The 24994-nt window shown below is 73.9% G+C and carries 23 protein-coding genes and 1 pseudogene; 11 read left to right on the top strand and 13 right to left on the bottom strand.

Annotated elements, in window-relative coordinates; genetic code table 11:
- A pseudogene (locus tag QNH85_RS15295) lies at positions 1-126 on the top strand (cation efflux transmembrane domain-containing protein); the annotation flags it as partial.
- Here QNH85_RS15295 and QNH85_RS15290 read toward each other — a convergent pair.
- The 4 genes from QNH85_RS15290 to QNH85_RS15275 form a co-directional block, all read right to left on the bottom strand.
- Complete coding sequence (locus QNH85_RS15290; RefSeq protein ID WP_282947786.1) at positions 117-1337, bottom strand: protein kinase family protein; 1221 nt, start codon at positions 1335-1337, stop codon at positions 117-119. The pseudogene QNH85_RS15295 and the gene QNH85_RS15290 sit on opposite strands and share 10 nt — an antisense overlap.
- 184 nt (positions 1338-1521) lie before the next feature.
- Positions 1522-3249, bottom strand: a complete 1728-nt coding sequence (gene murJ, locus QNH85_RS15285) for a murein biosynthesis integral membrane protein MurJ (protein ID WP_282947785.1) — start codon at positions 3247-3249, stop codon at positions 1522-1524.
- Entirely contained in the window at positions 3246-5522 is a 2277-nt protein-coding gene (locus QNH85_RS15280) for a DUF6049 family protein (RefSeq protein WP_282947784.1), read from the bottom strand. Before QNH85_RS15280 ends, murJ begins: the two co-directional genes overlap by 4 nt.
- Positions 5519-6067, bottom strand: a complete 549-nt coding sequence (locus tag QNH85_RS15275) for an NUDIX hydrolase (RefSeq protein WP_213282442.1) — start codon at positions 6065-6067, stop codon at positions 5519-5521. Before QNH85_RS15275 ends, QNH85_RS15280 begins: the two co-directional genes overlap by 4 nt.
- Positions 6068-6222: 155 nt before the next feature.
- Between QNH85_RS15275 and QNH85_RS15270 the strand changes: the two genes are divergently transcribed.
- A complete protein-coding gene (locus QNH85_RS15270) occupies positions 6223-7692 on the top strand; it encodes a CCA tRNA nucleotidyltransferase (protein WP_428830424.1) in 1470 nt (489 codons plus the stop codon).
- A 25-nt stretch (positions 7693-7717) separates the two neighbouring features.
- Here QNH85_RS15270 and QNH85_RS15265 read toward each other — a convergent pair whose 3' ends face one another.
- On the bottom strand, positions 7718-9013 hold the full coding sequence (locus QNH85_RS15265) for an MFS transporter (RefSeq protein ID WP_282947782.1): 1296 nt from the start codon (positions 9011-9013) through the stop codon (positions 7718-7720).
- 58 nt (positions 9014-9071) lie between these two features.
- Between QNH85_RS15265 and QNH85_RS15260 the strand changes: the two genes are divergently transcribed.
- Positions 9072-9548 (top strand): hypothetical protein, encoded by a 477-nt coding sequence (locus tag QNH85_RS15260; protein ID WP_282947781.1) that lies wholly within the window; start codon positions 9072-9074, stop codon positions 9546-9548.
- A 119-nt stretch (positions 9549-9667) separates the two neighbouring features.
- On the opposite strand, the gene QNH85_RS15255 is transcribed toward QNH85_RS15260, so the two are convergent.
- Together QNH85_RS15255 and QNH85_RS15250 are read right to left on the bottom strand one after the other, a co-directional pair.
- Positions 9668-10762, bottom strand: a complete 1095-nt coding sequence (locus QNH85_RS15255) for an inositol-3-phosphate synthase (protein ID WP_282947779.1) — start codon at positions 10760-10762, stop codon at positions 9668-9670.
- A complete protein-coding gene (locus QNH85_RS15250) occupies positions 10759-11415 on the bottom strand; it encodes a PadR family transcriptional regulator (RefSeq protein ID WP_213282437.1) in 657 nt (218 codons plus the stop codon). Before QNH85_RS15250 ends, QNH85_RS15255 begins: the two co-directional genes overlap by 4 nt.
- A 350-nt stretch (positions 11416-11765) precedes the next feature.
- On the opposite strand from QNH85_RS15250, the gene QNH85_RS15245 reads away from it, so the two are divergent.
- From QNH85_RS15245 to QNH85_RS15220, 6 genes are all read left to right on the top strand, one after another.
- Positions 11766-14147 (top strand): penicillin-binding protein, encoded by a 2382-nt coding sequence (locus tag QNH85_RS15245; RefSeq protein WP_282947777.1) that lies wholly within the window; start codon positions 11766-11768, stop codon positions 14145-14147.
- 163 nt (positions 14148-14310) lie between these two features.
- Complete coding sequence (gene rpsF / locus QNH85_RS15240; protein ID WP_213282435.1) at positions 14311-14604, top strand: 30S ribosomal protein S6; 294 nt, start codon at positions 14311-14313, stop codon at positions 14602-14604.
- A gap of 68 nt (positions 14605-14672) precedes the next feature.
- A complete protein-coding gene (locus QNH85_RS15235) occupies positions 14673-15209 on the top strand; it encodes a single-stranded DNA-binding protein (RefSeq protein WP_282947775.1) in 537 nt (178 codons plus the stop codon).
- A 125-nt stretch (positions 15210-15334) separates the two neighbouring features.
- Positions 15335-15571 (top strand): 30S ribosomal protein S18, encoded by a 237-nt coding sequence (gene rpsR, locus QNH85_RS15230; RefSeq protein ID WP_282947773.1) that lies wholly within the window; start codon positions 15335-15337, stop codon positions 15569-15571.
- 14 nt (positions 15572-15585) lie between these two features.
- On the top strand, positions 15586-16035 hold the full coding sequence (gene rplI / locus QNH85_RS15225) for a 50S ribosomal protein L9 (protein ID WP_282947771.1): 450 nt from the start codon (positions 15586-15588) through the stop codon (positions 16033-16035).
- A 121-nt stretch (positions 16036-16156) separates the two neighbouring features.
- The gene (locus tag QNH85_RS15220) at positions 16157-16453 is read left to right on the top strand and encodes a hypothetical protein (RefSeq protein ID WP_282947770.1); all 297 of its coding nucleotides are present in this window, start codon (positions 16157-16159) and stop codon (positions 16451-16453) included.
- Here the strand turns inward: QNH85_RS15220 and QNH85_RS15215 are convergent.
- Positions 16440-17756: an MATE family efflux transporter gene (locus tag QNH85_RS15215; protein WP_282947768.1), complete on the bottom strand. Its 1317-nt coding sequence runs from the start codon at positions 17754-17756 to the stop codon at positions 16440-16442. The genes QNH85_RS15220 and QNH85_RS15215 overlap by 14 nt on opposite strands.
- A gap of 362 nt (positions 17757-18118) precedes the next feature.
- On the opposite strand from QNH85_RS15215, the gene dnaB reads away from it, so the two are divergent.
- Positions 18119-19489, top strand: coding sequence for a replicative DNA helicase (gene dnaB, locus QNH85_RS15210; protein ID WP_213282430.1), 1371 nt, complete (start codon positions 18119-18121; stop codon positions 19487-19489).
- A gap of 44 nt (positions 19490-19533) precedes the next feature.
- Here dnaB and QNH85_RS15205 read toward each other — a convergent pair whose 3' ends face one another.
- On the bottom strand, positions 19534-19971 hold the full coding sequence (locus QNH85_RS15205; protein WP_282947767.1) for a hypothetical protein: 438 nt from the start codon (positions 19969-19971) through the stop codon (positions 19534-19536).
- A gap of 153 nt (positions 19972-20124) precedes the next feature.
- Here QNH85_RS15205 and QNH85_RS15200 point away from each other — a divergent pair, with 153 nt between their 5' ends.
- The gene (locus QNH85_RS15200) at positions 20125-20670 is read left to right on the top strand and encodes a hypothetical protein (RefSeq protein ID WP_282947766.1); all 546 of its coding nucleotides are present in this window, start codon (positions 20125-20127) and stop codon (positions 20668-20670) included.
- Between the two features lie 10 nt (positions 20671-20680).
- Here QNH85_RS15200 and QNH85_RS15195 read toward each other — a convergent pair whose 3' ends face one another.
- The 4 genes from QNH85_RS15195 to QNH85_RS15180 all read right to left on the bottom strand — a co-directional run bounded on the left by QNH85_RS15195 (position 20681) and on the right by QNH85_RS15180 (position 24938).
- Complete coding sequence (locus QNH85_RS15195; RefSeq protein WP_282947764.1) at positions 20681-21619, bottom strand: carbohydrate kinase family protein; 939 nt, start codon at positions 21617-21619, stop codon at positions 20681-20683.
- A gap of 50 nt (positions 21620-21669) precedes the next feature.
- On the bottom strand, positions 21670-23040 hold the full coding sequence (locus QNH85_RS15190) for a glycoside hydrolase family 32 protein (protein WP_282947762.1): 1371 nt from the start codon (positions 23038-23040) through the stop codon (positions 21670-21672).
- A 1-nt stretch (position 23041) separates the two neighbouring features.
- Positions 23042-23857: a carbohydrate ABC transporter permease gene (locus tag QNH85_RS15185; RefSeq protein ID WP_282947792.1), complete on the bottom strand. Its 816-nt coding sequence runs from the start codon at positions 23855-23857 to the stop codon at positions 23042-23044.
- Positions 23858-24008: 151 nt separating this feature from the next.
- A complete protein-coding gene (locus QNH85_RS15180) occupies positions 24009-24938 on the bottom strand; it encodes a carbohydrate ABC transporter permease (RefSeq protein ID WP_282947759.1) in 930 nt (309 codons plus the stop codon).
- Between the last annotated feature and the right edge of the window lie 56 nt (positions 24939-24994).

Here is a 24994-nt window from a genome sequence, read left to right as displayed (position 1 = left end):
AGCCTCGCGCTGCTCGTCGACACGGCGCACATGCTGACCGACGCCGCCGGTCTGGCGATGGCACTGGTCGCGGCGCACCTGTCGCTCAAGCCGGCGACGTCCCGGCGGACGTGGGGCTACCGGCGGGGGGGGGGGGCGGGGGGGCCCCCCCCCCCCCCCCCCGCCGCGGGGGCCCCCGCGGCCGTCGCGCCCGCCGCAGCGGCACCGGCCGCCGTCGCGCCGGTGCTCCCCGTCGCGGGCGTGCTGTCGTCGGCGGGGCGCCCACCGGGCGCCGTGCTGCTGCCGTGCTGGTCGTCGCTCATCGGGCTGCTTCCCGTCGGAGGTGCGGTGGTCGTGCCGGTGGCTGCCGTGGCGGCGGCCGGGGCGCCGGCCTGCGCCGGCATGGCGGGCCAGCGACCCGCGTCGGCGGTGCGGAAGATCTCGTCGGCGCGGACGGCGCGCCAGGGCTCGAGCTCGCGCACGAGCTCCCCGGGGCTGTGCGGGCCGTCGTCGTGCGGGCCCAGGGTCACGGCGCAGAGGGTGTCGAGATCGGCGGGCACCTCGGCGACCAGGTCGGCGGGCGGCAGGGGTGCGCCGTCGTGCTCGGGCGCCGCGGGCAGCCCCGGGTCGACCTCGGGGTCGCCGGCCGGCTGCCGCGCGGCGGGACCGCTGGAGGCGGACCACTCGTCGAACGTGGGCACCACCGGCGGCTCGGCGCCGGCGGAGACGCCGGGCCACCGGCCGGTGAGCGCGGCGTAGAGCACCCGGACGAGCCCGACGGTGTCGGTGCGGCTCATCGCGTGGGCGCCGCCGCCCGCCGCCCCGAGCAGCTCCCCGTCGACGGCGAGGCCCTCGAGCACGACGCGGCTGCCGGGGGTCAGCACCACCGCCTCGGGCCGCAGGGCGAGGTGGTGGACGCCGCGGCGCCGCGCGACCTCGAGCGCGGCGGCGGCCTCGCCGACCACGGCGCGGGCCTGGTCGGCGGTCAGGGGCGCGCGGGCGGCGAGCGCGGACAGGCTGCGGCCCTCGACCGCCTCCGTCACGACGTACCCGGTGCCGTCGGCCGAGCCGACGTCCAGGATGCGGGCCAGCCGCGGGTCGACGACGAGGGCGGCGCGGCGTGCGGCGTCCAGGACCGCGGCGGTGCGGGGACCGGAGACGAGCGTGACGGTGACGGTGCGGGCGAGGATCTGGTCCGTCGCGGACCAGCGCTCCGAGCCGGGGAGGTCGCCGGAGCGCGGCTCGTCGAGCCGGTAGCGGCCGGCGACGGTGCTGCCGTGCCGGCCGGTGGGGGTCCCTGCTCGTCCGGCTCCGGGGGTGTCACGGCGCCCGGGGTCACCGGTGCGGGCCTGCGCCACGTGGTCCTCCGTCCGGTCGTCGGGGGCGGTCGGGGACCGCCCTGGGTGTGCGCGGAGCCGGGCCCTCGCCGGCCGCGGGCTCCCCGTCATGCTAGACGGGACCGGCCTCCCGGCGTCCGCCACACGGCGCGAGCTGGGGACGGGAACGGCGCGGCGAGCCCCGCGTCCTGGCGCACCCGTCGGGTCACCGCCCGCGGCCGAGCCGGCGCAGCAGCGGGGCGGCGACGGTCTGCAGCTCGCGCACCCGCAGCGCGGCGAGGACGCCGACGTACACGGCGGACATCAGCACCGCCCCGGCGATGCACGCCACGACCGCGTCGCCCCAGTCCTGCACGGGACCGAGCGCGACGAGCAGGACGATCCCGGCTGCCGCGGCCAGGACGCCGCCGAGCAGCGCCTTGAGGTGCAGCACGAGCACGCGCCGCCCGTCGACGCCGTGGAGGCGCCGCCGCACCGACACGAGTGCGACCAGGGCGCCGGCGCCGTAGGACAGCGCCATGGACGCGCACGCCGCCGCGACCCAGTACCGGTCGTCGAGGGTCGCGCGACCCAGCTCGGTGCCCCCGACGACGACCGCCGCCATGAGCAGCTGGATCGGCACCATCGACCGCGCGTCCTCGTACGCGTAGTACACGCGCTGGAACAGGGACCACGCCCCGAAAGCGACGAGGCCGAGCACCAGCGCGACGACCGACATCGCGAGCGCGTGGACCTCGGCGTCGGTGTTGGTCGGGAACAGCGCGCGCCCGAGCGGGAACGCCAGCACCGCGATCCCCGCGGTGGCTAGCACGGTGAACACGCCGACCGTCCGCAGGCCGAGCGACAGGTCCTGGCGCACCCCCGCGACGTCGCCGGCGGCGGCCCGGCCGGACAGCCGCGTGAACAGCGCGGTCGCCAGGGACACCGTGACCAGCGAGTGGGGGAGCATGAAGATGAGGAACGCGCGGTCGTACACGCCGTTGCCCGCCACGTCGGCCGTCCCGACGGAGCTCGCGACGACGCTGATCCGCCAGACCCCGACCTGCCCGATCAGCAGGCCGAGGAAGGTCCACGTCGCGACGCGCCCCGCGCTGCCCAGCCCGGACCCGCGCAGGCCCCAGCGCGGCCGGTACCGGAATCCGCTGCGGTGCAGCGGGATGAACAGGACGAGGGCCTGCACGACGATGCCCAGCGTGGCGGCGGCGCCCAGCATGGCGGTCTGCGAGCCGGTCCACTCGGTGACCGACATCTCCTCGTCGAAGCCGCCGAGCACGCCGACCAGCACCAGCAGCCCGCTGATGAAGACGAGGTTGTTCACCACCGGCGCCCACATGTAGGGGCCGAAGGAGCCGCGGGCGTTCAGGATCTGGCCGAGCAGCGAGTACAGCCCGTAGAAGAAGATCTGCGGGATGCACCAGAAGGCCAGGGCCGTGGCGACCGCCGTCACCCGGGGGTCCGGGAACTGCGAGTAGAACCGCACGAGCAGCGGCGCGGCCGCCGTGAGGACGACGGTGAGCCCGGCGAGGAGCACGATGCCGACCGTCAGGAGCCGGTCGACGTACTGCTGGCCGTCGGCCCGGCGGTACGCCCGCACGACCTGCGGCACCAGCACCGCGTTGAGGACGCCGCCCGCGATGAGCAGGTACAGCGTGTTGGGGAGCTTGTTCGCGACCGAGAACGCGTTCGCGATGCTGCCGGTCAGGCCGATCGCCCACGCCAGCAGGGACGTGTTCACCACGCCGAGCACGCGGGACGCGGCCGTCCCGGACGCCATGATCAGCGACGACCGGCCGAGGCCGGAGGACCGGGGCGCGACGGGCGCGGTGGGTGCGGCGGACGCGGTGGCGGCGGGGTCCGTGCCGCCGCCGGCGGTGGCTCCGGCCGCGGTGCCGTCGGGGTCGGCGCCGCCGGCGGCCGTGGCGGGGGTGGTCATGGCTGGTCCTGTCGTGCGGGAGGCGGGCCGCCGGCGTCCGGGGCGCCGGCCGGCGGCTGCTCGGCGTCGGGGGCGACACGCGCGCCGCGCCGGGCGGTCTGGCCCCGGCGCACCGTGCGCCAGATGCCGAACGCCAGGGCGAGCGCGAGCAGCACGCCCACGACGATCGACCCGACGCTCTCGATGGTGGGGGCGACGCGGGCGGAGAACGTGACGGGCGTCGCGAGCTCACGGCCGCTCTCCGAGACGAGGCTGACGTCGACCTCCACGTCGCAGTTGGCGGTGGCGCGCAGGGTCAGCGACACGGCCTTCTCGCTCTTCGGGGGCACGTCGGTCAGCTCGGAGCGGGTCGTGTCGAGGCAGCCCTTGTGCGGCCGCAGCTCGACGCGGACGCGCGCGCTCTGGTCCAGCTCGTTCTGCACGGCGACGCTGATCTGCGCCGAGCTGGAGATCACCGTGAACTGCTCGTTCAGCAGGACGGACAGCCCGGTCTGGTGGGCCTTGCCCTCGGCGATCGCCTCGTTCACGACGACCGTGCGTCCGTCGGGGTCGTCCCGCCAGGCGACGGCGAGCGGGGCGACCAGGTCGGCGTCCAGGCCGTCGAGGAGCGCCGCGGGGTCGTCGACGACGCTCGCGAACTCGCCGGCGGCGCGCCACTGCGCGGCCAGGGCGTTCACCCACGCGGGGGTCAGCTCGGTCCCGGACCGCTCCGAGGCCGGCAGGTCCGCCCGGTCCGCGCCGTCGCCGTCCGCCTCACCGGCGGCGTGCGCGGTCAGGACGTCCGCGACGGTCTCGGTGTCGACCCAGGGCGCGTCGCGAAGGGCGGCGAGCTGGGCCTCGGCGACCGCGCTGGACGGCTCCCAGTCGCGGGGCGTGGTCGCCAGGACGTAGGTGGTGTCGGCGTCGTCGGACCGCGCGACGACGGCCGTCTCGGCGAGCATCCGCTGCGCCGCGGTCGCGGGGGTGAGCCCGGGCTGGGCCGTGGCCGGCTCGGCGAGCAGCTCGGTCAGCGTCTCGTCCGGCACCAGCGCGGTCAGCGCGCCGGCGGCGGTGCGGACGGTCGCCGGTGCGCTCGGCGTGCCGGACCCGGCCGCCGGCAGCGCGTCGGGACCGACCACGAGCGGAGCCCCGTCCCCGGAGCCGGCGGCGCGCGCCGCCGTGACCTCGTCGGGCACGTCGTCGGCCGCCCACAGCACCGGCCGCGCGTCCCGCCAGAGGGTGCTCGACTCCTGGTCGCCGGTGACGCCGGCCGCCAGGCGCAGCAGGTCGGTCGACGAGTCCTGCCCGGCGTGCGCGATCGCCGCCAGGTCCGGGTCGGCCCACGGCAGCCGCAGCACCTCGCGGTCGGCCGCCGCCTCGGTCAGCCCCGTGAGCCAGGCCTGCGCGGACCGGGAGCCCGCCGCGGCCTGGTCGACCAGCGCCGGGTCGACCGCCCAGGACACGAACGGGAAGTCGGCCGTCGCCTGCAGGACCCGGCCGAGCCGGCCCCCGGACGCCGTGAGCGCGTCGAGCGCCTCGTCCTCCTCGGCCTCGCCGTCCGCCGGGGGAGCGGTGGCGGTCGGCGTCGGCGACGGCTCCGCGCCCTCCGCTCCGTCCGCACCCGAGGTCTCGTCCGCGGCGTCGTCCTCGCCCGTCGGCCGGGCCGCCGGGCCCACGACGGAGGACAGCACGCCCACGTGGGCGGTCGGCACCTCGTCGGCGGACGCCCACAGCAGGAAGGTCCGGTCGACGCCGACCCTCCTGGAGCCGTCGCCGACGTCGAACGTGAGGCCGCGCGGTCCCCAGGCGTCGTCGGTCCGCAGCAGGCGGATGTCGGCGGCGGGCACGACGACCTGCACGGAGACGCTCGCCCCCGGCGCGAGCGGGGCGTCGAGCGGGGTGGTCGCGGCGACGTCCCCGATCGGGCTCGTGGCCCCGGCGTCGGCCCAGGCGGCCAGCTCGTCCCGGTCCGACATCCGGTACCGGTAGATCCGCACCGACGCGCGGGGGGCCTCGACCGCCTCGTCCCCGTCGTTCCGGAGCGTCGCGGTGACGGTGAGGTCCTCCCCGGGCTGGAGCACCTGCGGCGTGACCGCCGTGACGGAGACGCTCACGGGCAGGGTGTTGGTCGACGGTGCGGCCGGCCGCGGGGCCGCGGTCTGCGCGGAGCCGCCGGGCGCGGCGGGCCTCGACCCGGTCGCGACCGCCGGCGCCCCGGAGAGCGCGAGCACGCCCGCGGCGAGCAGCGCCGCCGCGAACGCCCGGCCCCGTGCCGCCGCCCCCTGCAGCCTCATGCCCCGCCGACGAGGACCACGTGCGCGGTCTCGGCCAGTCGTCGCTCGTTGGGGTACGCCAGGCGCGCGGGCAGCTCGAGCACCGGCACCCAGGCCACGTCCTCGGCCTCGCCGTCCGGGTCCCCCTCCACGGTGAGCTCGCCGCCCACCGCGCCCAGCAGGTAGTGGTGGACCATCTTGTGCACCCGCCGGTCGTCACCGGTGAACCAGTAGTCGATGACGCCGAGGCCGCGCACGATCCGCCCGACGATGCCGGTCTCCTCGGCGATCTCGCGGACGGCCGCCTGCTCCGGGGTCTCGTCGCCCTCCAGGTGCCCCTTGGGGAGGCACCACTCGAGCCGGCCGGCGCGGTTGCGGCGCGCGATCACCGCCGCGACGTGCACGCCGGCCTCCTGGCGCACCACGAGGCCGCCGGCGGAGGTCTCCTCGACGACGGGCAGGTGGGCGTGCCGGGTCCGGGTCGACCGCGGGTCGATCCGCAGCGCGTGGCCGCCCGGCGGCGCGGGGACGCCCTCCGGTGGCAGGGCACGCGCGGGCTCGGGCATGCAGGCCACTGTAACGACTCCACCCCTGGCCCCGGCCCCGTCCGCGTGGAGGACCTGTGGACGCACGCGTCCGGCGGTGCGGGGATCTGGCAGGCTTGGTCGTCGTGCCGTCCCCCGACCTGACCCCCCGCCCCGCCGCCGGTGACCCGGCCGCCGTGGACGCCGCGGCGCTCGACGCCCTGCGCAAGCGGGCGCTCGGCGTGATCACCGGCCTCGCGCCGGCCGCGCTCGAGCTCGGCGACCTGTTCGAGCGGGCCGGGCACGAGCTGGCGCTGGTCGGCGGCCCCGTCCGGGACGCGTTCCTCGGCCGGCCGAGCGTCGACCTGGACTTCACGACGTCGGCGACGCCGGACGAGACGGAGCGGATCCTCGCCGCCTGGGGCGACGCGCACTGGGACATCGGCCGGGCGTTCGGCACGATCGGCGCCCGCCGGCACGCGCGCCGCGGCACGCAGGACGTCGTCGTCGAGGTGACGACCTACCGGACCGACGCGTACGACGCGACGTCCCGCAAGCCCGAGGTGGCGTTCGGCGACAGCCTCGAGGGGGACCTGTCCCGACGCGACTTCACCGTGAACTCCATGGCGATCCGGCTGCCGGAGCTCACGTTCGTCGACCCGTTCGACGGCCTGACGGACCTCGCCCGCGGCGTCCTGCGCACCCCGGTCGACCCCCGGCAGTCGTTCGACGACGACCCCCTGCGGATGCTCCGCGCCGCGCGGTTCGCCGCCCAGCTGGGCTTCCGGGTGGACGAGGCGGCGCTCGCCGCCGCCACGGACATGGCGGAGCGGCTGTCGATCGTGTCGGCCGAGCGGGTGCGGGACGAGCTGGTCAAGCTGCTGATGTCGCCCCAGCCGCGCCCCGGCCTGCGCGTGCTCGTCGACACCGGGCTGGCCGAGCACGTGCTGCCCGAGCTGCCGGCGCTGCGGCTCGAGATCGACGAGCACCACCGGCACAAGGACGTCTACGAGCACTCGCTGACCGTGCTGGACAAGGCGATCGCCCTGGAGACGGGGCCGGACGGGCCGGTGCCGGGTCCGGACCTGGTGCTCCGCCTCGCCGCGCTGCTGCACGACATCGGCAAGCCGCCGACCCGGCGGTTCGAGGCCGGCGGCGGCGTCTCGTTCCACCACCACGAGGTGGTCGGCGCCAAGATGGTCGCCCGGCGGCTGAAGGCCCTGCACTTCGACAAGGCCACGGTGCAGGCGGTCGCGCGGCTGACGGAGCTGCACCTGCGGTTCCACGGGTACGGCGAGGGCGCGTGGACGGACTCGGCGGTGCGCCGCTACGTCACCGACGCCGGGCCGCTGCTGGAGCGGCTGCACCGGCTCACCCGCTCGGACTGCACCACGCGGAACCAGCGCAAGGCCCGGCGGCTGTCCGAGGCCTACGACGACCTGGAGCAGCGCATCGCCGACCTGCGGGAGCAGGAGGAGCTGAACGCGATCCGCCCGGACCTGGACGGCACGCAGATCATGGAGATCCTCGGCATCGGTCCGGGGCGCGAGGTCGGCGCGGCGTACAAGCACCTGCTCGAGCTGCGGATGGAGCACGGGCCGATGGAGCCCGAGGCGGCCCGCGCGGCGCTGCTGGCGTGGTGGGCCGAGCGGCAGCCGCAGGGCTGAGCGGCAGCCGCAGGGCGCGGCCGCCTCAGGCGGGGACGGGGACCGCCGTCGGCTCGGTCGACCGCGTCCGGTACACCAGCGCGGCCGCGAGGTACGCCGCCGCGAGCAGCGCGAACACCCCGCGGGACCACCCGGTGTCGGGCAGGGCGACGGCGGCCAGGGCGGCCGCCCCGACGAACGCCGCGTTGTAGAGCACGTCGTACAGGGCGAACGCGCGTCCCCGGTACTGGTCGGCGGTGTCCCGCTGGAGGATCGTGTCGACCGCGATCTTCGCGCCCTGCGCCGCAAGGCCGAGGACGAGCGACCCCACCAGCACGGCGGGCCGGGCGACGGTGATCGCGAGCAGCGCCTGGGTCGCCGCGGCCAGCGCCAGGCAGACGGCGATCCACGAGTGCGGGCCGATCAGCGGGGACACGACCGGCGTGACGACGATCGCGAGCGCGAACCCGACCCCGGTGACGCCGCCGACCAGCGCGAACGTCAGGAGCCCAGCGCGGGCGTCGGCGGGGTCGGCGAGCAGGTTCCGGGAGATGAGGATGCTCGCGATGAACACCGCGCCGTAGAGGAACCGGTGCACCGCCATGACCGCCAGCGCCCGCGCGGGGGTCCCGCGCCGGACGAGGTACCGCGCGCCGTCGACCAGGCCGTGCGCGAGCGTGCTGAGCGCCCGGCGCACCTCACCGGCGTCCACGAGGGCGTCCGGTCCGAGCCGGTCGCGGGCGATGCGGGACGCGAGGAACGCGGCCACCGACATGAGCAGGGCCGCGACGACCAGCGCGGCGACGTCCTTGGTCCGCCCGTCGGGCAGCACCAGGCCGAGCAGGACGCCGAGCCCCGCGCCGATCCCGGCGGACACCGTGCCGAGGGTCGGGGTGATGGAGTTCGCGGTCAGCAGCAGCGGCCCGGCGACGACCCGCGGCTGCGACGCGGACAGCGCCGAGAGCAGGAACCGGTTGACCGACAGCGTCACGAGGGCGAGGACGTACACCGCCGGGCCGACACCGGCCGTCGCCATGATGAGCGCGACGACCAGCGTCAGGGCCGTGCGGACCAGGTTGCCGACGAGCAGCACCTGCCGGCGCCGCCACCGGTCCAGCAGGACGCCCGCCCACGGCCCGACCACCGTGAAGGGCAGCAGCAGCACCGCGAACGCCGCCGCGACGCCGGTCGCCGTCGTCGCGTTCTCGGGGGAGAAGAAGAACAGGGTGGCGAGCCCGGCCTGGAACAGGCCGTCCGAGCACTGGCTGACCAGGCGGACCGCCAGGAGCCGCCGGAAGTCGACGAGGGGCCAGAGCTGCTTCAGATCCGCGACCACCTGCACCCGGCCAGGCTACGGGGCCGCACCTAGACTCGGTGCGCCCGTCCGACCGAGGAGCCGCATGACCGCCGACAGCCAGGACGCCGCCCCGCTCCCCGAGGGCTGGCACCTGATACCGCCGGAGACGCTCGGCACGCCGGGCATCGCGTTCGCCGCCGCGCACGAGCGCCCCGACGCCGGCTTCACCGCGAACGTGACGGTCGGGGTCCAGCGCAGCGACGACCCGGCGCTCGCGGTCCTGCTCGGCGCCGAGGCCCTCCGGGCGATCGAGGCGGCGGAGCAGGACGTGACGCTGGCCTGTCGCGAGCAGCGGGGCGACCTGGCGGTCGCGCAGGAGGTGCACTTCACCACCACCGTCGACGGCGCCGCGGTGCCGATGACGCAGGTGCAGGAGTTCGTCGCCGTCCCCGGCGCGGACGGCGGGCCGGCGACGGTCTGGACCCTGTCGGCCACGGCGACCCGGGCGCAGGCCGAGGCGCTCGCGGACGGGCTCGCCGAGCTCCTCGGCGCCCTCCGCGCGGAGATCGGCGCGTCCTGACCGCCGAGCCGGTCGAGCGAGCCGGCCGGTCGCCGGCGCCCCGCGGTCACCGCACGCCGGAGCCCCGGTGACGCGGACGTCACCGGGGCTCCCGGGGTGGTGCTGGTCAGCGCTCGACGTCAGCGCTCGATGTCGCCGCGGATGAACGCCTCCACGAGCTCCCGGCCGTGCATGTCCTCGTTCTGGACCGGCGGGGACTTCATGAAGTAGGTCGACGCCGACAGGATCGGGCCGCCGATGCCGCGGTCCTTCGCGATCTTCGCGGCGCGGACGGCGTCGATGATGATGCCGGCCGAGTTCGGGGAGTCCCAGACCTCGAGCTTGTACTCCAGGTTCAGGGGCACCTCGCCGAACGCGCGGCCCTCGAGGCGGACGTACGCCCACTTGCGGTCGTCCAGCCAGGCGACGTAGTCCGACGGGCCGATGTGGACGTTGCGGTCGTCCTTCTTGCCGGCCAGCGGGCCGTCATGCAGGTTCGAGGTGACGGCCTGCGTCTTCGAGACCTTCTTGGACTCCAGGCGCTCGCGCTCGAGCATGTTCTTGAAGTCCATGTTGCCGCCGACGTTCAGCTGGTACGTGCGGTCCAGGATCACGCCGCGGTCCTCGAACAGGCGGGCGAGCACGCGGTGCGTGATGGTCGCGCCGACCTGGGACTTGATGTCGTCGCCGACGATCGGGACGCCGGCGGCCTCGAACTTCGCGGCCCACTCGGGGTCGGACGCGATGAACACCGGGAGGGCGTTGACGAACGCGACGCCCGCGTCGATGGCGGCCTGCGCGTAGAACTTGTCGGCCTCCTCGGAGCCCACCGGCAGGTAGGAGACGAGCACGTCGACCTTGGCGTCCTTGAGCACCTGGACGACGTCCACGGGCTCGGCGTCGGACTCCTCGATGGTCATCGCGTAGTACTTGCCGATGCCGTCCATCGTCGGGCCACGCTGCACGGTCACGCCGAGCGGCGGGACGTCGGCGATCTTGATGGTGTTGTTCTCGGACGCACCGATCGCCTCGGACAGGTCGAAGCCGACCTTCTTCGCGTCGACGTCGAACGCGGCCACGAACTCCAGGTCGCGGACGTGGTAGTCCCCGAACTGGACGTGCATCAGGCCGGGCACCTTGGCGCTCGGGTCGGCGTCGGCGTAGAAGTGCACGCCCTGGATCAGCGACGCGGCGCAGTTGCCCACGCCGGCGATAGCAACGCGGATGGCAGTCATCCTCGCTCCTTCTGAGGGTGTTGTGCCGCGACGATGGGGTCATCCTCGACAGCTGCTGTGCGGGCGTCGGCCGGCTGGCCGTCGCCGCGGGGACGGGCGCTGCTGGTGCTGCGCTCGTGGTCGATGAGGTCGTCGAGCCAGCGCACCTCGCGCTCGACCTGCTCGAGCCCGTGACGCTGGAGCTCGAGGGTGTACTCGTCCATGCGGACGCGGGTCCGGGACACGGAGTCGCGGATCTGCTCCAGCCGCTCGGTGAGCCGGGTGCGCCGGCCCTCCAGGATGCGCAGCCGGGTGTCGGCGTCGGTCTGCCCGAAGAAGGCGAACCGGAAGCCGAAGTTCTCGTCCTCCCACGCGGCGGGCCCGGAGGAGGCCAGCACGTGCTGGAACTGCTCCTTGCCCTCGGACGTGAGCTGGTAGACGATGCGGGCGCGCTTGCCCGCCAGCCCGTGCGCCGGCGCCTCCTGCGGGTCGGAGCCGACGATCCAGCCCCGGGCGACCAGCGCCTTGAGGCAGGGGTACAGGGAGCCGTAGGACAGCGCGCGGAACGATCCCAGGAGCAGGTTGAGCCGCTTGCGCAGCTCGTACCCGTGCATCGGGGAGTCGTGCAGCAGGCCGAGGATGGCCGACTCGAGCACGTCGGAGCGTGCGCGCATCGTTGCCTCCCTCGAGTCGTCCGTACGTCGATGTATCGAACTGATACATCGAGGAGAGTAGGGCGAACCAGGCGATCCGGGCAACACGCCGCCGTTCGCGGCGCGTCGCCGACCCCGTCCGGGGGGTTCTACGCCGGTCGGCGCCCGTCCGCGTGCTTCCGGTGCGGGGTCCTGCGAGGATCCGAGGCGGCTCAGGTAGCCCCCGCGCGCGCCTCGTGGCGATCACGTGAAAGTCCGCGTGACCGGCCGTCCGGCCGCGGGGCGGCTCCCACCCCTCGCGCATACTGGTCGGGGCCCGGCCGGCTCCTGCCGCTCGACGCCCGCCCAGCAGTCCACAGGAAGGCAGTGCGTTGGCAGGCACGACCCGACGGTCCACCGGACCCGCCCCGCGGGGGACCCGGACCGGCTCGTCCGGCGCGACCGGCACCACCGGCGGTCGCCGCCGGATCATCGACTACCCCCGGCGTGGCTACCGCGGTGTGCACCGCTGGCTGCCGTCGTGGCGGTTCATGGTCGGCGCCGTCACCGGCTTCGTCTTCCTGTGCCTGGGCCTGGGCGTCGCCGCCTACGCGATGACCGACGTGCCCGCGCCCGACGAGTTCGTCGAGGCGCAGACGTCGACCGTCTACTTCTCGGACGGCACGGAGCTGGGGACGTTCCCGGGCCCGAACCGGACGATCGTCGACTACGAGGCGCTGCCGGCGTTCGTCGGGCAAGCCGTGGTGTCCGCCGAGGACCGGACGTTCTTCGAGAACCAGGGCGTCTCGATCACCGGCATGGGCCGCGCGCTGATCAACAACCTGCGGGGCGGCGACACGCAGGGCGGGTCGACGCTGACGCAGCAGTACGTCGAGCGCTACTACGTCGGCGAGACGACGACGAGCTACGTCGGCAAGGCCAAGGAGACCCTGCTCGCGATCAAGATCGCGCAGACCGAGACCAAGGAGCAGATCCTCGGCCGGTACCTCAACACCATCTACTTCGGCCGCGACTCCTACGGCATCGAGGCCGCGGCGCAGTCGTACTTCGGCAAGGGGTCGGGCGACCTCACCGTGTCCGAGGCCGCGCTCCTGGCCGGCATCATCCCGTCCCCGAACAACTGGGACCCGGCGGTCAGCCCGGAGAAGGCGACGCAGCGCTGGGAGTACGTCCTGGACGGCATGGTCCGCGACGGCTACCTCACGCAGGCGGACCGCGACGCGCAGGTGTTCCCGCCGACCATCACGTACGAGCGCAACGAGACCTACGGCGGCACCAACGGCTACCTGCTGCAGTACGTGAAGCAGGAGCTCACCTCGACGGGCTCGATCACCGACGAGACGATCAGCAGCGGTGGCCTGAAGATCACGACGACCATCGAGCCCGGGACGCAGCAGGCGGCCGTGGCCGCCGTCGGCCAGCTCCGCGGCGGCGCGCTGTCGGACGGCGAGATGCCGTCAGGTGCACTGAAGGTGGGCGTGGTGTCGGTCGACCCCGCGAACGGCGGCATCGTGTCGATGTACGGCGGTGACGACTTCCTCGCCGACCAGATCGACCGCGCCAGCCGTGACCGGGTCCAGGGCGGCTCGACGTTCAAGCCCTTCACGCTGATCGCGTCGCTGGAGAACGGCATGGCGCTGACCGACCGGTTCAACGGGGCGTCGCCGCAGACGTTCGGCGACTGGAAGGTCAACAACTTCGGCTTCGAGGACTTCGGCAACATCGACCTGGTCAAGGCCACGGAGCAGTCGGTCAACACCGTCTACGCGCAGATGAACCTCGAGGTCGGCCCGGAGAAGACCGTCGACGTCGCGAAGCGGGCCGGTGTGTCGAGCAGCCCGCTGACCGCCGTCCCGTCCAACGTGCTCGGCAGCGACGTGGTCAGCCCGCTCGAGATGGCCTCCGCGTACGCGACGATCGCGGCCCAGGGCGTCTACCACAAGCCGTTCATGGTGGCCCAGGCGGTGTACCCCGACGGGGACGTGGCCTACACCGGCGCGACGCAGCCCACCCAGGCGTTCGACGCCGGCGTGATGGCCGACACCACCTACGCCATGACGCAGGTCGTCGAGAAGGGCTCCGGCAAGCGGTACGTGAACCCGCTGGACCGGGACATCGCCGGCAAGACCGGCACGTCGCAGGAGAACAAGTCGGCGTGGTTCGTCGGCTTCACCCCGCAGATCGCGACCGCCGTCGCGCTCAGCCAGGTCGGGGAGAACGGCAAGGACCAGGTGACGATCACGCCGTGGGGCGGGGTCGACGAGGTCACCGGGTCGACCTGGCCCGCCGCCCTCTGGGCCGAGTACATGCGGCCCGTGCTGCAGTCCCCGAAGTACGCGACGCCCGTGCCGTTCCCGGAGCGCGCGAACGTCAACGCGACGAAGGCGCCGACGCAGGCCCCGACGACGTCCGCGCCCACGCCGACCCAGGCGCCCGAGCCGGAGCAGCCGACGACCGTGGCGGTGCCGAACGTCGGCGCCGGGTCGCCGCTGGGGGACGTGAAGGCCGCGCTGAACAACGCGGGTCTCGTGGCGGTCGTCGTCGAGGTAGAGGACCCGAGTGCTCCCGGAACCGTGCTGGGCGTGGACCCCGGGGCCGGGACGCAGGTCGCGCCGGGGTCGACGGTCACGATCCGGGTCGCGAAGGCGCCCGCGCAGCCCGCCCCGAACCCGACGCCCACGCAGCCCGCCGCCGACCAGGGTCAGGGCGGCGGCAACGGCGGCGGGAACGCCGGCGGCAACGCCGCGCCCTGAGCCGGCCCGCCGCTCGTCGCCGGGCGGCGGCAGGACCCGCTAGACTGGACCGCTGTTGTGCCCTCCGGACGTCGCCGATCGACACCCCGGGCCGGGGCACCGCGACGCACGACACCCTCCTGCCACGGAACGACCGTGGCCGCCGAGACCAGAGGAGGTGGGTATGAGCCTGCGTCAGTACGAGATCATGATCATCCTCGACCCCGACATCGAAGAGCGCACGGTCGCACCGTCGCTCGACAAGTACCTGTCGGTGGTCAAGACCGACGGTGGCACCGTCGACAAGGTCGACATCTGGGGCCGCCGCCGCCTGGCGTACGACATCCAGAAGAAGTCCGAGGGCATCTACGCCGTCGTCGACTTCTCCTCGACGTCGGACACGGCCAAGGAGCTCGACCGTCAGCTCGGCCTCAACGAGGCCGTCCTCCGCACGAAGGTCCTCCGCCAGGACGCCTGAGTGTCGGACCGCGCGCGTACCGTGCGGGACACCCTTCGACGAGCATTCGACGAGAACGAGGAGCTGGCATGGCTGGTGACACCACCATCACGGTGATCGGGAACCTGACCGCCGACCCGGAGCTGCGGTTCACGCCGTCCGGGGCTGCGGTCGCGAACTTCACCGTGGCGTCCACGCCGCGCACGTTCGACCGCCAGAGCAACGAGTGGAAGGACGGCGACACGCTGTTCCTCCGCTGCTCGATCTGGCGGGAGGCGGCGGAGAACGTCGCCGAGTCGCTCACCAAGGGCACCCGCGTGATCGTCAGCGGCCGGCTCGTCCAGCGGTCCTACGAGACCCGCGAGGGCGAGAAGCGGACCGTGTACGAGCTGCAGGTCGACGAGGTCGGCCCGTCGCTCCGCTACGCCTCGGCCAAGGTCACCCGGACCCAGCGTCAGGGTGGCGGCGGCGGTGGCGGCTTCGGCGGCGGCGGCGGTGGCGGCTTCAACGGTGGCGGCGGCGGTGGCGGCGGCTTCAACGGAGGCGGCGGCCAGGCGCAGGACGACCCGTGGGCCACGCCCGCGGGTGGTGGCGCCGGCGGCTACTCCGACGAGCCCCCGTTCTGATCGCCGTCCTCGACGAGCACCGCTGACCTGCCGGGTCGGCACCACGGGCGCGCGCCCGCACAGCACATCCCATCCCGGGGCATGGCAACGCCCCGGGCTCCGCACGTAGAACAAGGAGCACCACGATGGCCAAGGCCGTTGTCCGGAAGCCCAAGAAGAAGCAGAACCCGCTCAAGGCGGCGAAGATCGAGTCGGTCAACTACAAGGACACCGCCCTGCTGCGGAAGTTCATCTCCGACCGCGGGAAGATCCGCGCCCGCCGCGTGACCGGCGTGTCCGTCCAGGAGCAGCGCGCGATCGCGCGGGCCGTCAAGAACGCCCGCGAGATGGCGCTCCTGCCGTACTCGTCGTCGGCTCGCTGAGAAGGAGCACACAGATGGCCAAGCTCATCCTGACCCACGAGGTCACGGGCCTCGGCGCTCCCGGCGACGTCGTCGACGTCAAGGACGGTTACGCCCGGAACTACCTCGTCCCCCGCGGTCTCGCGACCGCGTGGAGCAAGGGAGCCGAGAAGGAGGTCACCCAGATCCGTCGTGCCCGCAAGGTGCGCGAGATCGAGACCCTCGAGGAGGCTCGCGCCGTGCGTGACTCCCTCCAGGGCAACCCGGTGACCGTCTCCGCCAAGGCCGGCGAGTCCGGCCGGCTGTTCGGCGCCATCACGACCGCCGAGATCGCCGACGCCGTCAATGCGGCCGGTGGCCCGTCGATCGACCGCCGCAAGGTCGAGGTCGCGCAGCCGATCAAGGCGACCGGCGAGTACGAGGTGAAGGTCCGCCTGCACGCCGACGTCTCCGCGAAGCTGACCGTCAAGGTCGTCGCGGCCTGACGTAGCCCGCACGACGCACGCCCCGTCCCGGTCACCCGGGGCGGGGCGTTCGTCGTCCCCGGGCCGGTTCTCCGTCCCGGGGCGGAGGCGCCCAGGCCCTCGTGGCCCGTAGCGTGGGCGGATGCCCGAGCAGCCCGCCGCCCCGGACCAGCCGCCCACGGAACCGGCCGCCGGCACGACGAACCCGAACGTCGCGTTCCTGCCCATCGGCGTCGTGTTCCTCGTGCTCGGACTGTCCTGGCTGGCGAACGACTCGATGCGGGGGACCTCCTACGCGTTCATCCCGATCGGCATCACGTTCCTGATCCTCAGCATGCGGAAGGGCGGCACGGGCACGGCGCCGGCCGACCCCGCGGCGGGCCCGGAGGACCAGCCGGGCACCGGCGAGGAGCCGGGACCCGACGTCACGCCCCGGTGACCATCCAGGCACCGCCGCGCGCCCGCAGGCCGGTGGTCACGGCGCGCGCGAGCATGAACACGCCCGCGAACGCCGCCCACAGCCACGCCAGCCCGACCCAGCCCTCGGGCGCCCAGGCCCGGACCGCCAGCGCGAACGGCACGTAGGCCACCAGCGTCACCATGCCGGCGGCCGCGAGGAACCGTCCGTCGCCCGCGCCGATCAGGACGCCGTCGAGCACGAACACCCAGCCGGCCATCGGCATCAGCACCGCGGCGACGACCAGGCTGACGGTGACGGCGTGCCGCACGTCGGGGTCCGCGGTGAACGCGGCGGACAGCCACCAGCCGGCCGCACCCGTCACGACGCCGAGCACCGCGCCGGCGCCGACCCCCCAGGCGAGGGTGCGCCGCAGCAGCGCGCGGACGAGCGGCACGTCCCCGGCGCCGAGCGCGTGCCCGACGAGCGCCTGGGCGGCGATCGCGAGGGCGTCGAGGGCGAACGCCACGAAGCCCCACACGGCGTTGACCACCTGGTGGCCGGCGAGCGCCACGGACCCGAGCCCGGTCGCCACCCACACCGTCAGCAGGATCGCGGCGCGCAGGGACAGCGTGCGCAGCAGCAGCGGCGTGCCGGTCCGCACCCCGGCGAGGATGCCGCCCGCCGCAGGGGCCAGCGACGCACCGGCGGCCCGGGCGCCGCGCACCACGACGACCACGAGCGCCGCGCCCATCGCGAGCTGCGTGACGGCGGTGCCGAGGCCCGAGCCGGCGATGCCCAGGTGGACGCTGTGCACCAGGACCACGTTGAGCACGGCGTTGACCACCGCGCCGACCCCGGCGACGACCAGGGGCGTGCGGGTGTCCTGCAGGCCGCGCAGCGCCCCCGTGGCGGCGAGCACGAGCAGCATGCCCGGCAGCCCCGGCGCGGAGGCGCGCAGGTACGTCACGGCCTGGTCCGCCACGTCCCCCGTCGCGCCCAGCGCGCCCACGGCCCAGGGGGCGAGCAGGAGGGTCGCCGCGGTCAGGAGCACGCCGAGCCCTGCGGCCAGCCAGAGGCCGTCCACGCCGACCTGCAGCGCGCCGGAGCGGTCGCCCGCGCCGAGCCGCCGGGCGACCGCGGCGGTGGTGGCGTAGGCCAGGAACACGCACAGCCCCACGACCGTGACGAGCAGCGTCGACGCCAGCGACAGGCCGGCGAGCTCGGTGGTGCCGAGCCGTCCGACCACGGCGGAGTCGACCAGCACGAACAGCGGCTCGGCGACGAGCGCACCGAGCGCGGGGACGGCGAGCGCGAGGATCTGGCGGTCGACGGTGGACGGCACATGTCCGAGGCGTGAAATGGCGGCCAACTGATTCCTGTCCACATCGGTTCACGACGTTTGCGCCGGTGAGAACGCCCTGGTCGGAGGGCCCGTCCGAGTTCGTCCACACCTGTGTCCACGACCTGTGGACAGTGCGCGGTCTGCGTCCACAGCCTTCCACAGGCTCGTCCCCAGGCCCTGTGCACGTCTCGCTTGATGGGCGGTCCGGCTCGCGCATAACCTCACGTCGGCGCGCGAGCCCGTCTGGGCTCCGCAGCGTCGGCAGGTCCCCGCCGCACCGGTCGAGGGGCGTGTCGGCGGCCGGTGCTAGAACTGGTGTTCGACGGCGGCGGCATGACAACCGAAGGTGGGCGGGCGGCACTGTGACGATCGAGGAGCTGGAGTACGGGGCACCCTCGGGGACGGCGCGGCCGGCGTTCGACCGGACGCCCCCGCAGGACCTCGAGGCCGAGCAGAGCGTGCTCGGCGGCATGATGATCTCGAAGGACGCCATCGCGGACGTCGTCGAGGAGATCCGCGGCACCGACTTCTACCGCCCGGCGCACGAGGCGATCTACGACGCGGTGCTCGACCTGTACGGCCGCGGCGAGCCCGCTGACGCGGTGACCGTCGCCGACGAGCTCACCAAGCGCGGCGAGATCGGCCGCGTCGGCGGCGTGCCGTACCTGCACACGCTCATCTCGATGGTGCCGACCGCCGCGAACGCCGGGTACTACGCGCGCATCGTCAAGGAGCGCGCCGTCCTGCGCCGCCTGGTCGAGGCCGGCACCCGCATCGTCCAGCTCGGCTACGCGACCGACGGCGGCGACGTCGATGACATCGTGAACAACGCCCAGGCCGAGGTCTACGCGGTCAGTGAGCGGCGCACCACCGAGGACTACCACCGGCTCGGCGAGGTCGTCGCCGGCACCCTGGACGAGATCGAGTCGGCGGGGCACCGCGGCGAGGGCATGATCGGCGTGCCGACCGGCTTCGCCGACCTCGACCGGCTGACCAACGGCCTGCACCCCGGCCAGATGATCGTCATCGCCGCCCGGCCGGCCATCGGCAAGTCGACGCTCGCGCTCGACTTCGCGCGGGCGGCGTCCATCAAGCACAACCAGGCGTCCGTCGTGTTCTCGCTCGAGATGAGCCGCAGCGAGATCACCATGCGCCTGCTCTCCGCCGAGGCCCGCGTCCCGCTGCAGAAGATGCGCACCGGGCAGATGGGCGACGACGACTGGCAGAAGCTCGCCACGATCCAGGGCAAGCTCACCGAGGCGCCGCTGTTCATCGACGACTCGCCCAACATGTCGCTCATGGAGATCCGCGCGAAGTGCCGGCGGCTCAAGCAGAAGCACGACCTCAAGCTCGTGATCATCGACTACCTGCAGCTGATGTCGTCGGGCAAGCGCGTCGAGTCCCGCCAGCAGGAGGTCTCCGAGTTCTCCCGGGCGCTCAAGCTGCTCGCCAAGGAGCTCGAGGTCCCAGTGATCGCGCTGTCGCAGCTGAACCGTGGTCCGGAGCAGCGCACCGACAAGAAGCCCGCCATGAGCGACCTGCGTGAGTCCGGGTCCATCGAGCAGGACGCCGACATGGTCGTGCTGCTGCACCGCGAGGACGCGTACGAGCGGGAGTCGCCGCGCGCCGGCGAGGCCGACCTGATCGTGGCGAAGCACCGTAACGGGCCCACCGACGTGATCACGGTGGCGTTCCAGGGGCACTACTCGCGGTTCGTGGACATGCAGGCCTGAGCGCTGCTGCTGCTCAACGAACGGCTCCTCGGCCGACACCGACGTCAGACGCACACCCAGCAGTACAGCGCCCCGCCGCGCACACGCGCGTCCCGCGCGAGCCCCGCCAGGTCCCGCAGGAAGCTCGCCAGCTCCTCCGGGTCCGACGCCCCGGCGAGCTCCTCGGTCTGCGACCAGGGGACGGCCGCCGCAGCGAGCGCGTCGTCGTCCGCGCCGGTGAGGGCGTCCACGACGACGTCGTCGACCCGCAGCACCAGCTCCGTCCCGTCGTCCTGCATCGCCACCGGGTCGCGCCGGTCGCCCGCGGCGAGCACCTCGTCGAAGGTGCGGCCGGTCAGCAGAGCGGTGACCGTGCCCAGCACGACGATCGAGTCGATGCGGCCGCCGGGAACGGTCGGAGCCGCCGGGCCGCCGTCGTGGTCGACGACCTCGGCGGCGGACTCGTCGGACGGCGCGGCGAAGTAGTCGTTGATCAGGCCCATGCGGCTCATCATGCGCGATCGGCTGCACCGGGCGGACACGCGATGTGACGCAGGTCACGGTCATTCGCCTGCGCCCGGGATGCCCGCCGCCTAGCGTCACGTGAGCCGACATGCCGGGCCGCACCACGGCCCACGGGTAGCCAGGGGGATCGGATGTTCCGTCGGACCAGCCGCGCACAGTCGGCGCGGAGCGACACCGCGCCGCGGTACGCCACCGTGATCGTGCTGGGAGTCGCGCTGCTGTCTGGGTGCGCGTCCACGGTGGAGGAGCCGGACTCGGCAGGCCCGGTCGCGGCGAGCCCCGATCAGACCGAGGAGGTCGCGCCGACGGAGGGCGCGGAGGCCTCGTCGTACGACCTGTGCGCCGAGTTCCCCATGCACATGCCGACTTCCGGTCACGGTGACCTGGAGGGATGGTGGAGCTCGACGCCGGTGGACCTGGAGGACGGCAGCGTCATCGAGGACCCGGCGGACTGGCCGGAGCCGAAGATGGCCCAGCACCCGCGCACCGCGGTGATCGACGTCGAGTCCGGCGAGGTGCTGTCCACGTGGGACCGCACCACCTGCACCGACGACCCGGACTTCGTCCCGGTGCCGAACGAGCAGTGGCCGGCGGTCACCGACGACAAGCGCGAGTTCGTCGTGGTCGACATGGACACGAACGAGGTCGTGAACACCACCCTCGCGTCGGAGTTCTGACCCCTGCCGCTCACGCCTCCAGCTCGGCGAGCGTCGGCGGGTTCGCCCCCGGCCGGCCGACGGTCACCGCCGCCGCACGGGCGGCGGTCGCCAGGACGTTCCCGAGGGCGTCGACCCCCGCCGCGTGCAGGTGGTCCCGTGCCGGTCCCGGTCCCAGCAGGCCGCGACGGTGCAGGCCGTGCAGCAGCGCCGCCATGAACGCGTCGCCTGCTCCGACGGTGTCCGCGACCCGGACCGCGACCGGCGCGACTCGCAGGGTGCGCCCACCCGCCACGGCGACCGCGCCGTCGGCCCCGTGCGTGACCACGACGAGGCCGGCGCCCGCGTCGGCCCACCGCCGGGCGACGGCGAGCGGGTCCTCGCCCGGGTACAGCCACGCGAGGTCCTCGTCGCTGGCCTTGACGACGTCCGCTGCGGCGACGAGCCGGGCGGTCCGGGCGACGGCGTCCGCGTGGTCGACCAGCAACCCGGGGCGGATGTTCGGGTCGAAGCTCACCGTGGCGTCCGCACGGGCGGCGGTGAGCAGCTCGGTGACCGCGTCCGCCCCGGGCGCGAGGTACGCCGCGATCGAGCCGGCGTGCACGTGCCCCGTGCCCGGGGGTAGCGGTGTCGCATCGAGCGTCCAGTCGATGGCGAACTCGTAGGTCGCGGCACCGTCCGCGCCCAGCCGTGCCGTCGCCACGGGCGTGCGGCGTGGGGTGGACGACGGCTGGACCAGCACGTCGACGCCCGCCGAGGCGAGGTGCTCGCGCAGGAGCGCCCCGTGCGGGTCGTGCCCGAGCTCGGTGAGCAGCGTGACGGGGTGCCCCAGGCGGGCGAGCCCGTACGCGACGTTGGCGGGACTGCCGCCGGGGTGCGTGGTGGCGGCCCCCTGGAGGGGCTGCACCACGTCCGCGACGGACTCCCCGACGACGAGGGTGCGGGTGGCGGGCGGCGGTGCGGACGGCATGACGGAGGACCTCGGGGACGCGGTGGGAGGCACGGTGCGGGTGTGCCGGGTCAGGTCGTGAGCCGGAGCTGCGCGAGCGGCGTGTCCGGCAGGACGAGCTCGCAGAACGTGATCCGGCCGTCGGCGGTGAACACCTCCACCACGTCCCCGTCGACGACCACGCGGAGATCCACGGCCGCCCGCCCCGGCAGCGGCGCGTGCGCGGGTGCGGTGAAGTGCGGCCCGAGGTCGCCCGAGGGCGCCGGGCGGGTCGCGGTGAGGCCGGCGTCGTCGAGCGCCACGGTGAGGGCGGGCAGCCCGTCCTCGGCCACGACCGTGAGCCGGCCGGCACGGGGCAGGGTGACGTCCACGACCGTCGGGCCCGAGCACGGGACGGCCCCGGCCGCCGGCCCGAGCTGCAGCGGGGACACGCCTGCCGGCAGGACGGGGTGCTGCACGAGCACGAGCTCGCCGTCGGCGCGGACGAGTCCCAGCTCGCGCGCGAGCGTCATCGAGGACCGCCACGGGCCGGTCGGCACGTGCCTCGCGTACGCCCACGAGGAGGCCCACCCGATGGTGAGGGCGCGCGCGTCGGGGGCGTCCCCCCAGGCGACGGCCGCGTAGTAGTCGTGGCCGTGGTCGACCCAGCGCGGGGCCCGCCCTGGGGCGGCGGCGGGTGTGAAGCGGTACCCGTCGAAGTCCCCGACGAGGTACTGCATGCCGGACCCGCCGGTCGCGCCGCCGGGGTTCAGCGAGACGAGCAGCACCCACGCGCGCTCGCCCGGGGCGCCGCCGTGCACCGGCACGGTGAACAGCGCCGGGCACTCCCAGATCCCGTCGACGGCGCCGACCGGTCCGACGTGGGAGGCCAGCGTCCAGTCGCGCAGGTCGAGCGAGGTGTAGAGGGCGACGCGGTACCGGTCGGCCTCGACCACGGCCATCACCCAGTGGTCGTCGTGCCGGAAGACGTACGGGTCCCGGAACTCGGCCGATCCGATGTCGAGCACGGGGTTGCCCGCGTAGCGGGTGAACGTCCGGCCCCCGTCGTGGGAGTAGGCCAGTGCCTGGGCCTGCGACGCCGGCCGGTCGTCGGTCGCGTCGCGCGCGGCGGTCCAGACGGCGACCATCGACCCCGGTCCGAAGCCCGCGGTGTCCTCGCGGTCCAGCACGGCCGAGCCGGAGAACACCATCTCGCCGTCCTGCTCCCGGATCGCGATCGGGTGCTCGGTCCAGGTGACGAGGTCGGTCGAGGTGGCGTGCCCCCAGGAGATGTCCCCCCAGGTGGGACCGTGCGGGTTCGTCTGGAAGAACAGGTGGTAGACGCCGTCGGCGAAGACGAGCCCGTTCGGGTCGTTGAGCCAGCGGTCCGCCGTGGTGAAGTGCCAGGCGGGGCGCAGGTGCGGGGTCGTGGCGGTCGTGGTGGTCGTCGCGTCGGCGGTCATGTCAGCCCTTCACCCCCGAGGAGGCGATGGACCCGATGAACGCCTTCTGGAACGCGAGGAACAGCGCCAGGACGGGCAGGGTGATCATCGACGCGTAGGCCATGATCTGGCCCCAGGACACGTTCAGCTGGAAGAAGTACTGGATCCCGATCATCACGGGACGCAGCTCCTCGGACTGCACGACCATCAGCGGCCACAGGTACGAGTTCCAGGCGGGCAGGAACGTGAGGATCGCGACGGTCGCGACCGCGGGCCCGGACAGGGGCATCACCACGGTCCGGTAGATGCGGAACCAGCCGGCGCCGTCCATCCGTGCCGCCTCGTCCAGCTCCGTGGGGATCGACGTGAAGTACTGGTAGAAGAGGTAGATCGAGAAGGCGTTCGCGACGAACGGGATGATCTGCACCTGGTACGTGTCGAGCCAGCCCTGCGTGAGCTCGAGCTGGAAGCCCTCCATCCGGAGGCTCGGCAGCTTGTTCACCCACCAGACGAGCGGCAGCGCCAGGGTCTCGAAGGGCACGATCAGCGTCGCGATGATCAGCGTGAGGACGATCTGCTTGCCCCGCCACCGCAGCCGCGCCAGCCCGAACGCGGCGAGCGAGTTGATCAGCAGGCCGAGCACGACGGTCACGGCGGAGATGCCGATCGAGTTCAGCAGCAGGCGCGGGAACGGGACCCGGTCGAAGACGGCGGTGTAGTTGTCGAGCGAGACGTCCCCGACCGGGAGGAACGCCCGCCAGCTGCCGAGGTCCGCGAAGATCTGCAGGTCCGGCTTCAGGGACGACACGAACAGGAACAGCAGGGGGCCGACGAACATGACTCCCAGCAGCACCCGCCCGGTCTGGGTCAGCCAGGAACGGCGGCGGCGACCCGAGGCGCGGCCGTGGCGAGGCGGTTCCGTCGCCGGGGCTGGCGGGGTGGTCCGGTCGGGCCGCGACGTGCCCGGGTGCGGCGTGACGGTGGTCATGTCAGTCCTTCTCACGGGTGAGGAACCGCTGGATGCCCGAGACGAGCAGCACCAGCACGAAGAAGACGAGGGAGATCGCGGACGCGTAGCCGGTCGACAGCTGCTGGTACCCGGTCCGCACCGCCATGTAGACGACGGTGGTCGTCGAGTCCAGGGGGCCGCCCTGCGTCATGACGTTGACCTGCGTGAAGAGGCTGAACGCGGCGATCGTGATGGTGATGAGGATGAACGTGCGGGTCGCCGCGAGGCCCGGCCAGGTGATGTACCGGAACCGCTTCCACCCGGTGGCGCCGTCCAGGTCGCCGGCCTCGTACAGCTCGCCGGGGATCGTCTGCAGGCCCGAGAGCCAGATGATCATGTGGAAGCCGACGGCCTGCCAGATGGACATGACGATGATCGCGGGCAGCGCGGTCCGCGTGTCGTTGAGCCAGTCGATCGGCTGGTACGAGGGGTGGACGACCGCGATGAGCGCGTTGAGCAGCCCGTCCTTCTGGTACAGGAACCGCCACAGCAGCGACACCACGACCATCGACGTCACGACGGGGACGAAGTACAGCGTCCGGAAGAAGTTCGTGCCCCGGACCTTCGCGTTGACCAGCAGCGCGAGGACGAGGGCGAGCCCCGCCTGCACGGGGACGACCACCAGCCCGAACAGGAACGTGTTGCGCAGCGACGCCCAGAACGTGGGGTCGCCCCACAGGGTGCTGAAGTTGTGCAGGCCGATGAACTCGGCGGGGCGCGGCGAGATGAGCCGGGCGTTGGTGAACGCCAGGACGAACGTCAGGACGACCGGGACGACGAGGAACACGAGCAGGAGAAGGGTGGCGGGCGCCACCATCCACATCGCGGTGCGCGCCTCGTGGCCGCGGGTGGCCCGGCCCTCGGCGCGGAGCCGGGGGCGCAGGCGGGCGGATCCGCTGGCGATGGCCATGGAGGAACCTTTCGCGTGGGACGCGTCGGGGCGCAGGGCGCCCAGGACGCAGGTCG

This window comes from Cellulomonas endometrii, assembly GCF_949769265.1.
Taxonomy (GTDB): Bacteria; Actinomycetota; Actinomycetes; order Actinomycetales; family Cellulomonadaceae; genus Cellulomonas; species Cellulomonas endometrii.
Note: the sequence above shows the minus strand (reverse complement) of the source record. Positions and strands in the feature narration are given on the sequence as shown.

Bases quoted from the DNA above. Each gene is read 5' to 3' on its own strand.
- QNH85_RS15280 (WP_282947784.1), bottom strand. From the start codon at position 5,522: ATGAGGCTGCAGGGGGCGGCGGCACGGGGCCGGGCGTTCGCGGCGGCG.
- QNH85_RS15205 (WP_282947767.1), bottom strand. From the start codon at position 19,971: ATGGGCCTGATCAACGACTACTTCGCCGCGCCGTCCGACGAGTCCGCC.
- QNH85_RS15255 (WP_282947779.1), bottom strand. From the start codon at position 10,762: ATGACTGCCATCCGCGTTGCTATCGCCGGCGTGGGCAACTGCGCCGCG.
- QNH85_RS15235 (WP_282947775.1), top strand. From the start codon at position 14,673: ATGGCTGGTGACACCACCATCACGGTGATCGGGAACCTGACCGCCGAC.
- QNH85_RS15185 (WP_282947792.1), bottom strand. From the start codon at position 23,857: ATGTTCGTCGGCCCCCTGCTGTTCCTGTTCGTGTCGTCCCTGAAGCCG.
- QNH85_RS15250 (WP_213282437.1), bottom strand. From the start codon at position 11,415: ATGCGCGCACGCTCCGACGTGCTCGAGTCGGCCATCCTCGGCCTGCTG.
- QNH85_RS15275 (WP_213282442.1), bottom strand. From the start codon at position 6,067: ATGCCCGAGCCCGCGCGTGCCCTGCCACCGGAGGGCGTCCCCGCGCCG.
- QNH85_RS15195 (WP_282947764.1), bottom strand. From the start codon at position 21,619: ATGCCGTCCGCACCGCCGCCCGCCACCCGCACCCTCGTCGTCGGGGAG.
- QNH85_RS15260 (WP_282947781.1), top strand. From the start codon at position 9,072: ATGACCGCCGACAGCCAGGACGCCGCCCCGCTCCCCGAGGGCTGGCAC.
- QNH85_RS15190 (WP_282947762.1), bottom strand. From the start codon at position 23,040: ATGACCGCCGACGCGACGACCACCACGACCGCCACGACCCCGCACCTG.
- murJ (WP_282947785.1), bottom strand. From the start codon at position 3,249: ATGACCACCCCCGCCACGGCCGCCGGCGGCGCCGACCCCGACGGCACC.
- rplI (WP_282947771.1), top strand. From the start codon at position 15,586: ATGGCCAAGCTCATCCTGACCCACGAGGTCACGGGCCTCGGCGCTCCC.
- QNH85_RS15220 (WP_282947770.1), top strand. From the start codon at position 16,157: ATGCCCGAGCAGCCCGCCGCCCCGGACCAGCCGCCCACGGAACCGGCC.
- QNH85_RS15200 (WP_282947766.1), top strand. From the start codon at position 20,125: ATGTTCCGTCGGACCAGCCGCGCACAGTCGGCGCGGAGCGACACCGCG.
- QNH85_RS15180 (WP_282947759.1), bottom strand. From the start codon at position 24,938: ATGGCCATCGCCAGCGGATCCGCCCGCCTGCGCCCCCGGCTCCGCGCC.
- rpsF (WP_213282435.1), top strand. From the start codon at position 14,311: ATGAGCCTGCGTCAGTACGAGATCATGATCATCCTCGACCCCGACATC.
- rpsR (WP_282947773.1), top strand. From the start codon at position 15,335: ATGGCCAAGGCCGTTGTCCGGAAGCCCAAGAAGAAGCAGAACCCGCTC.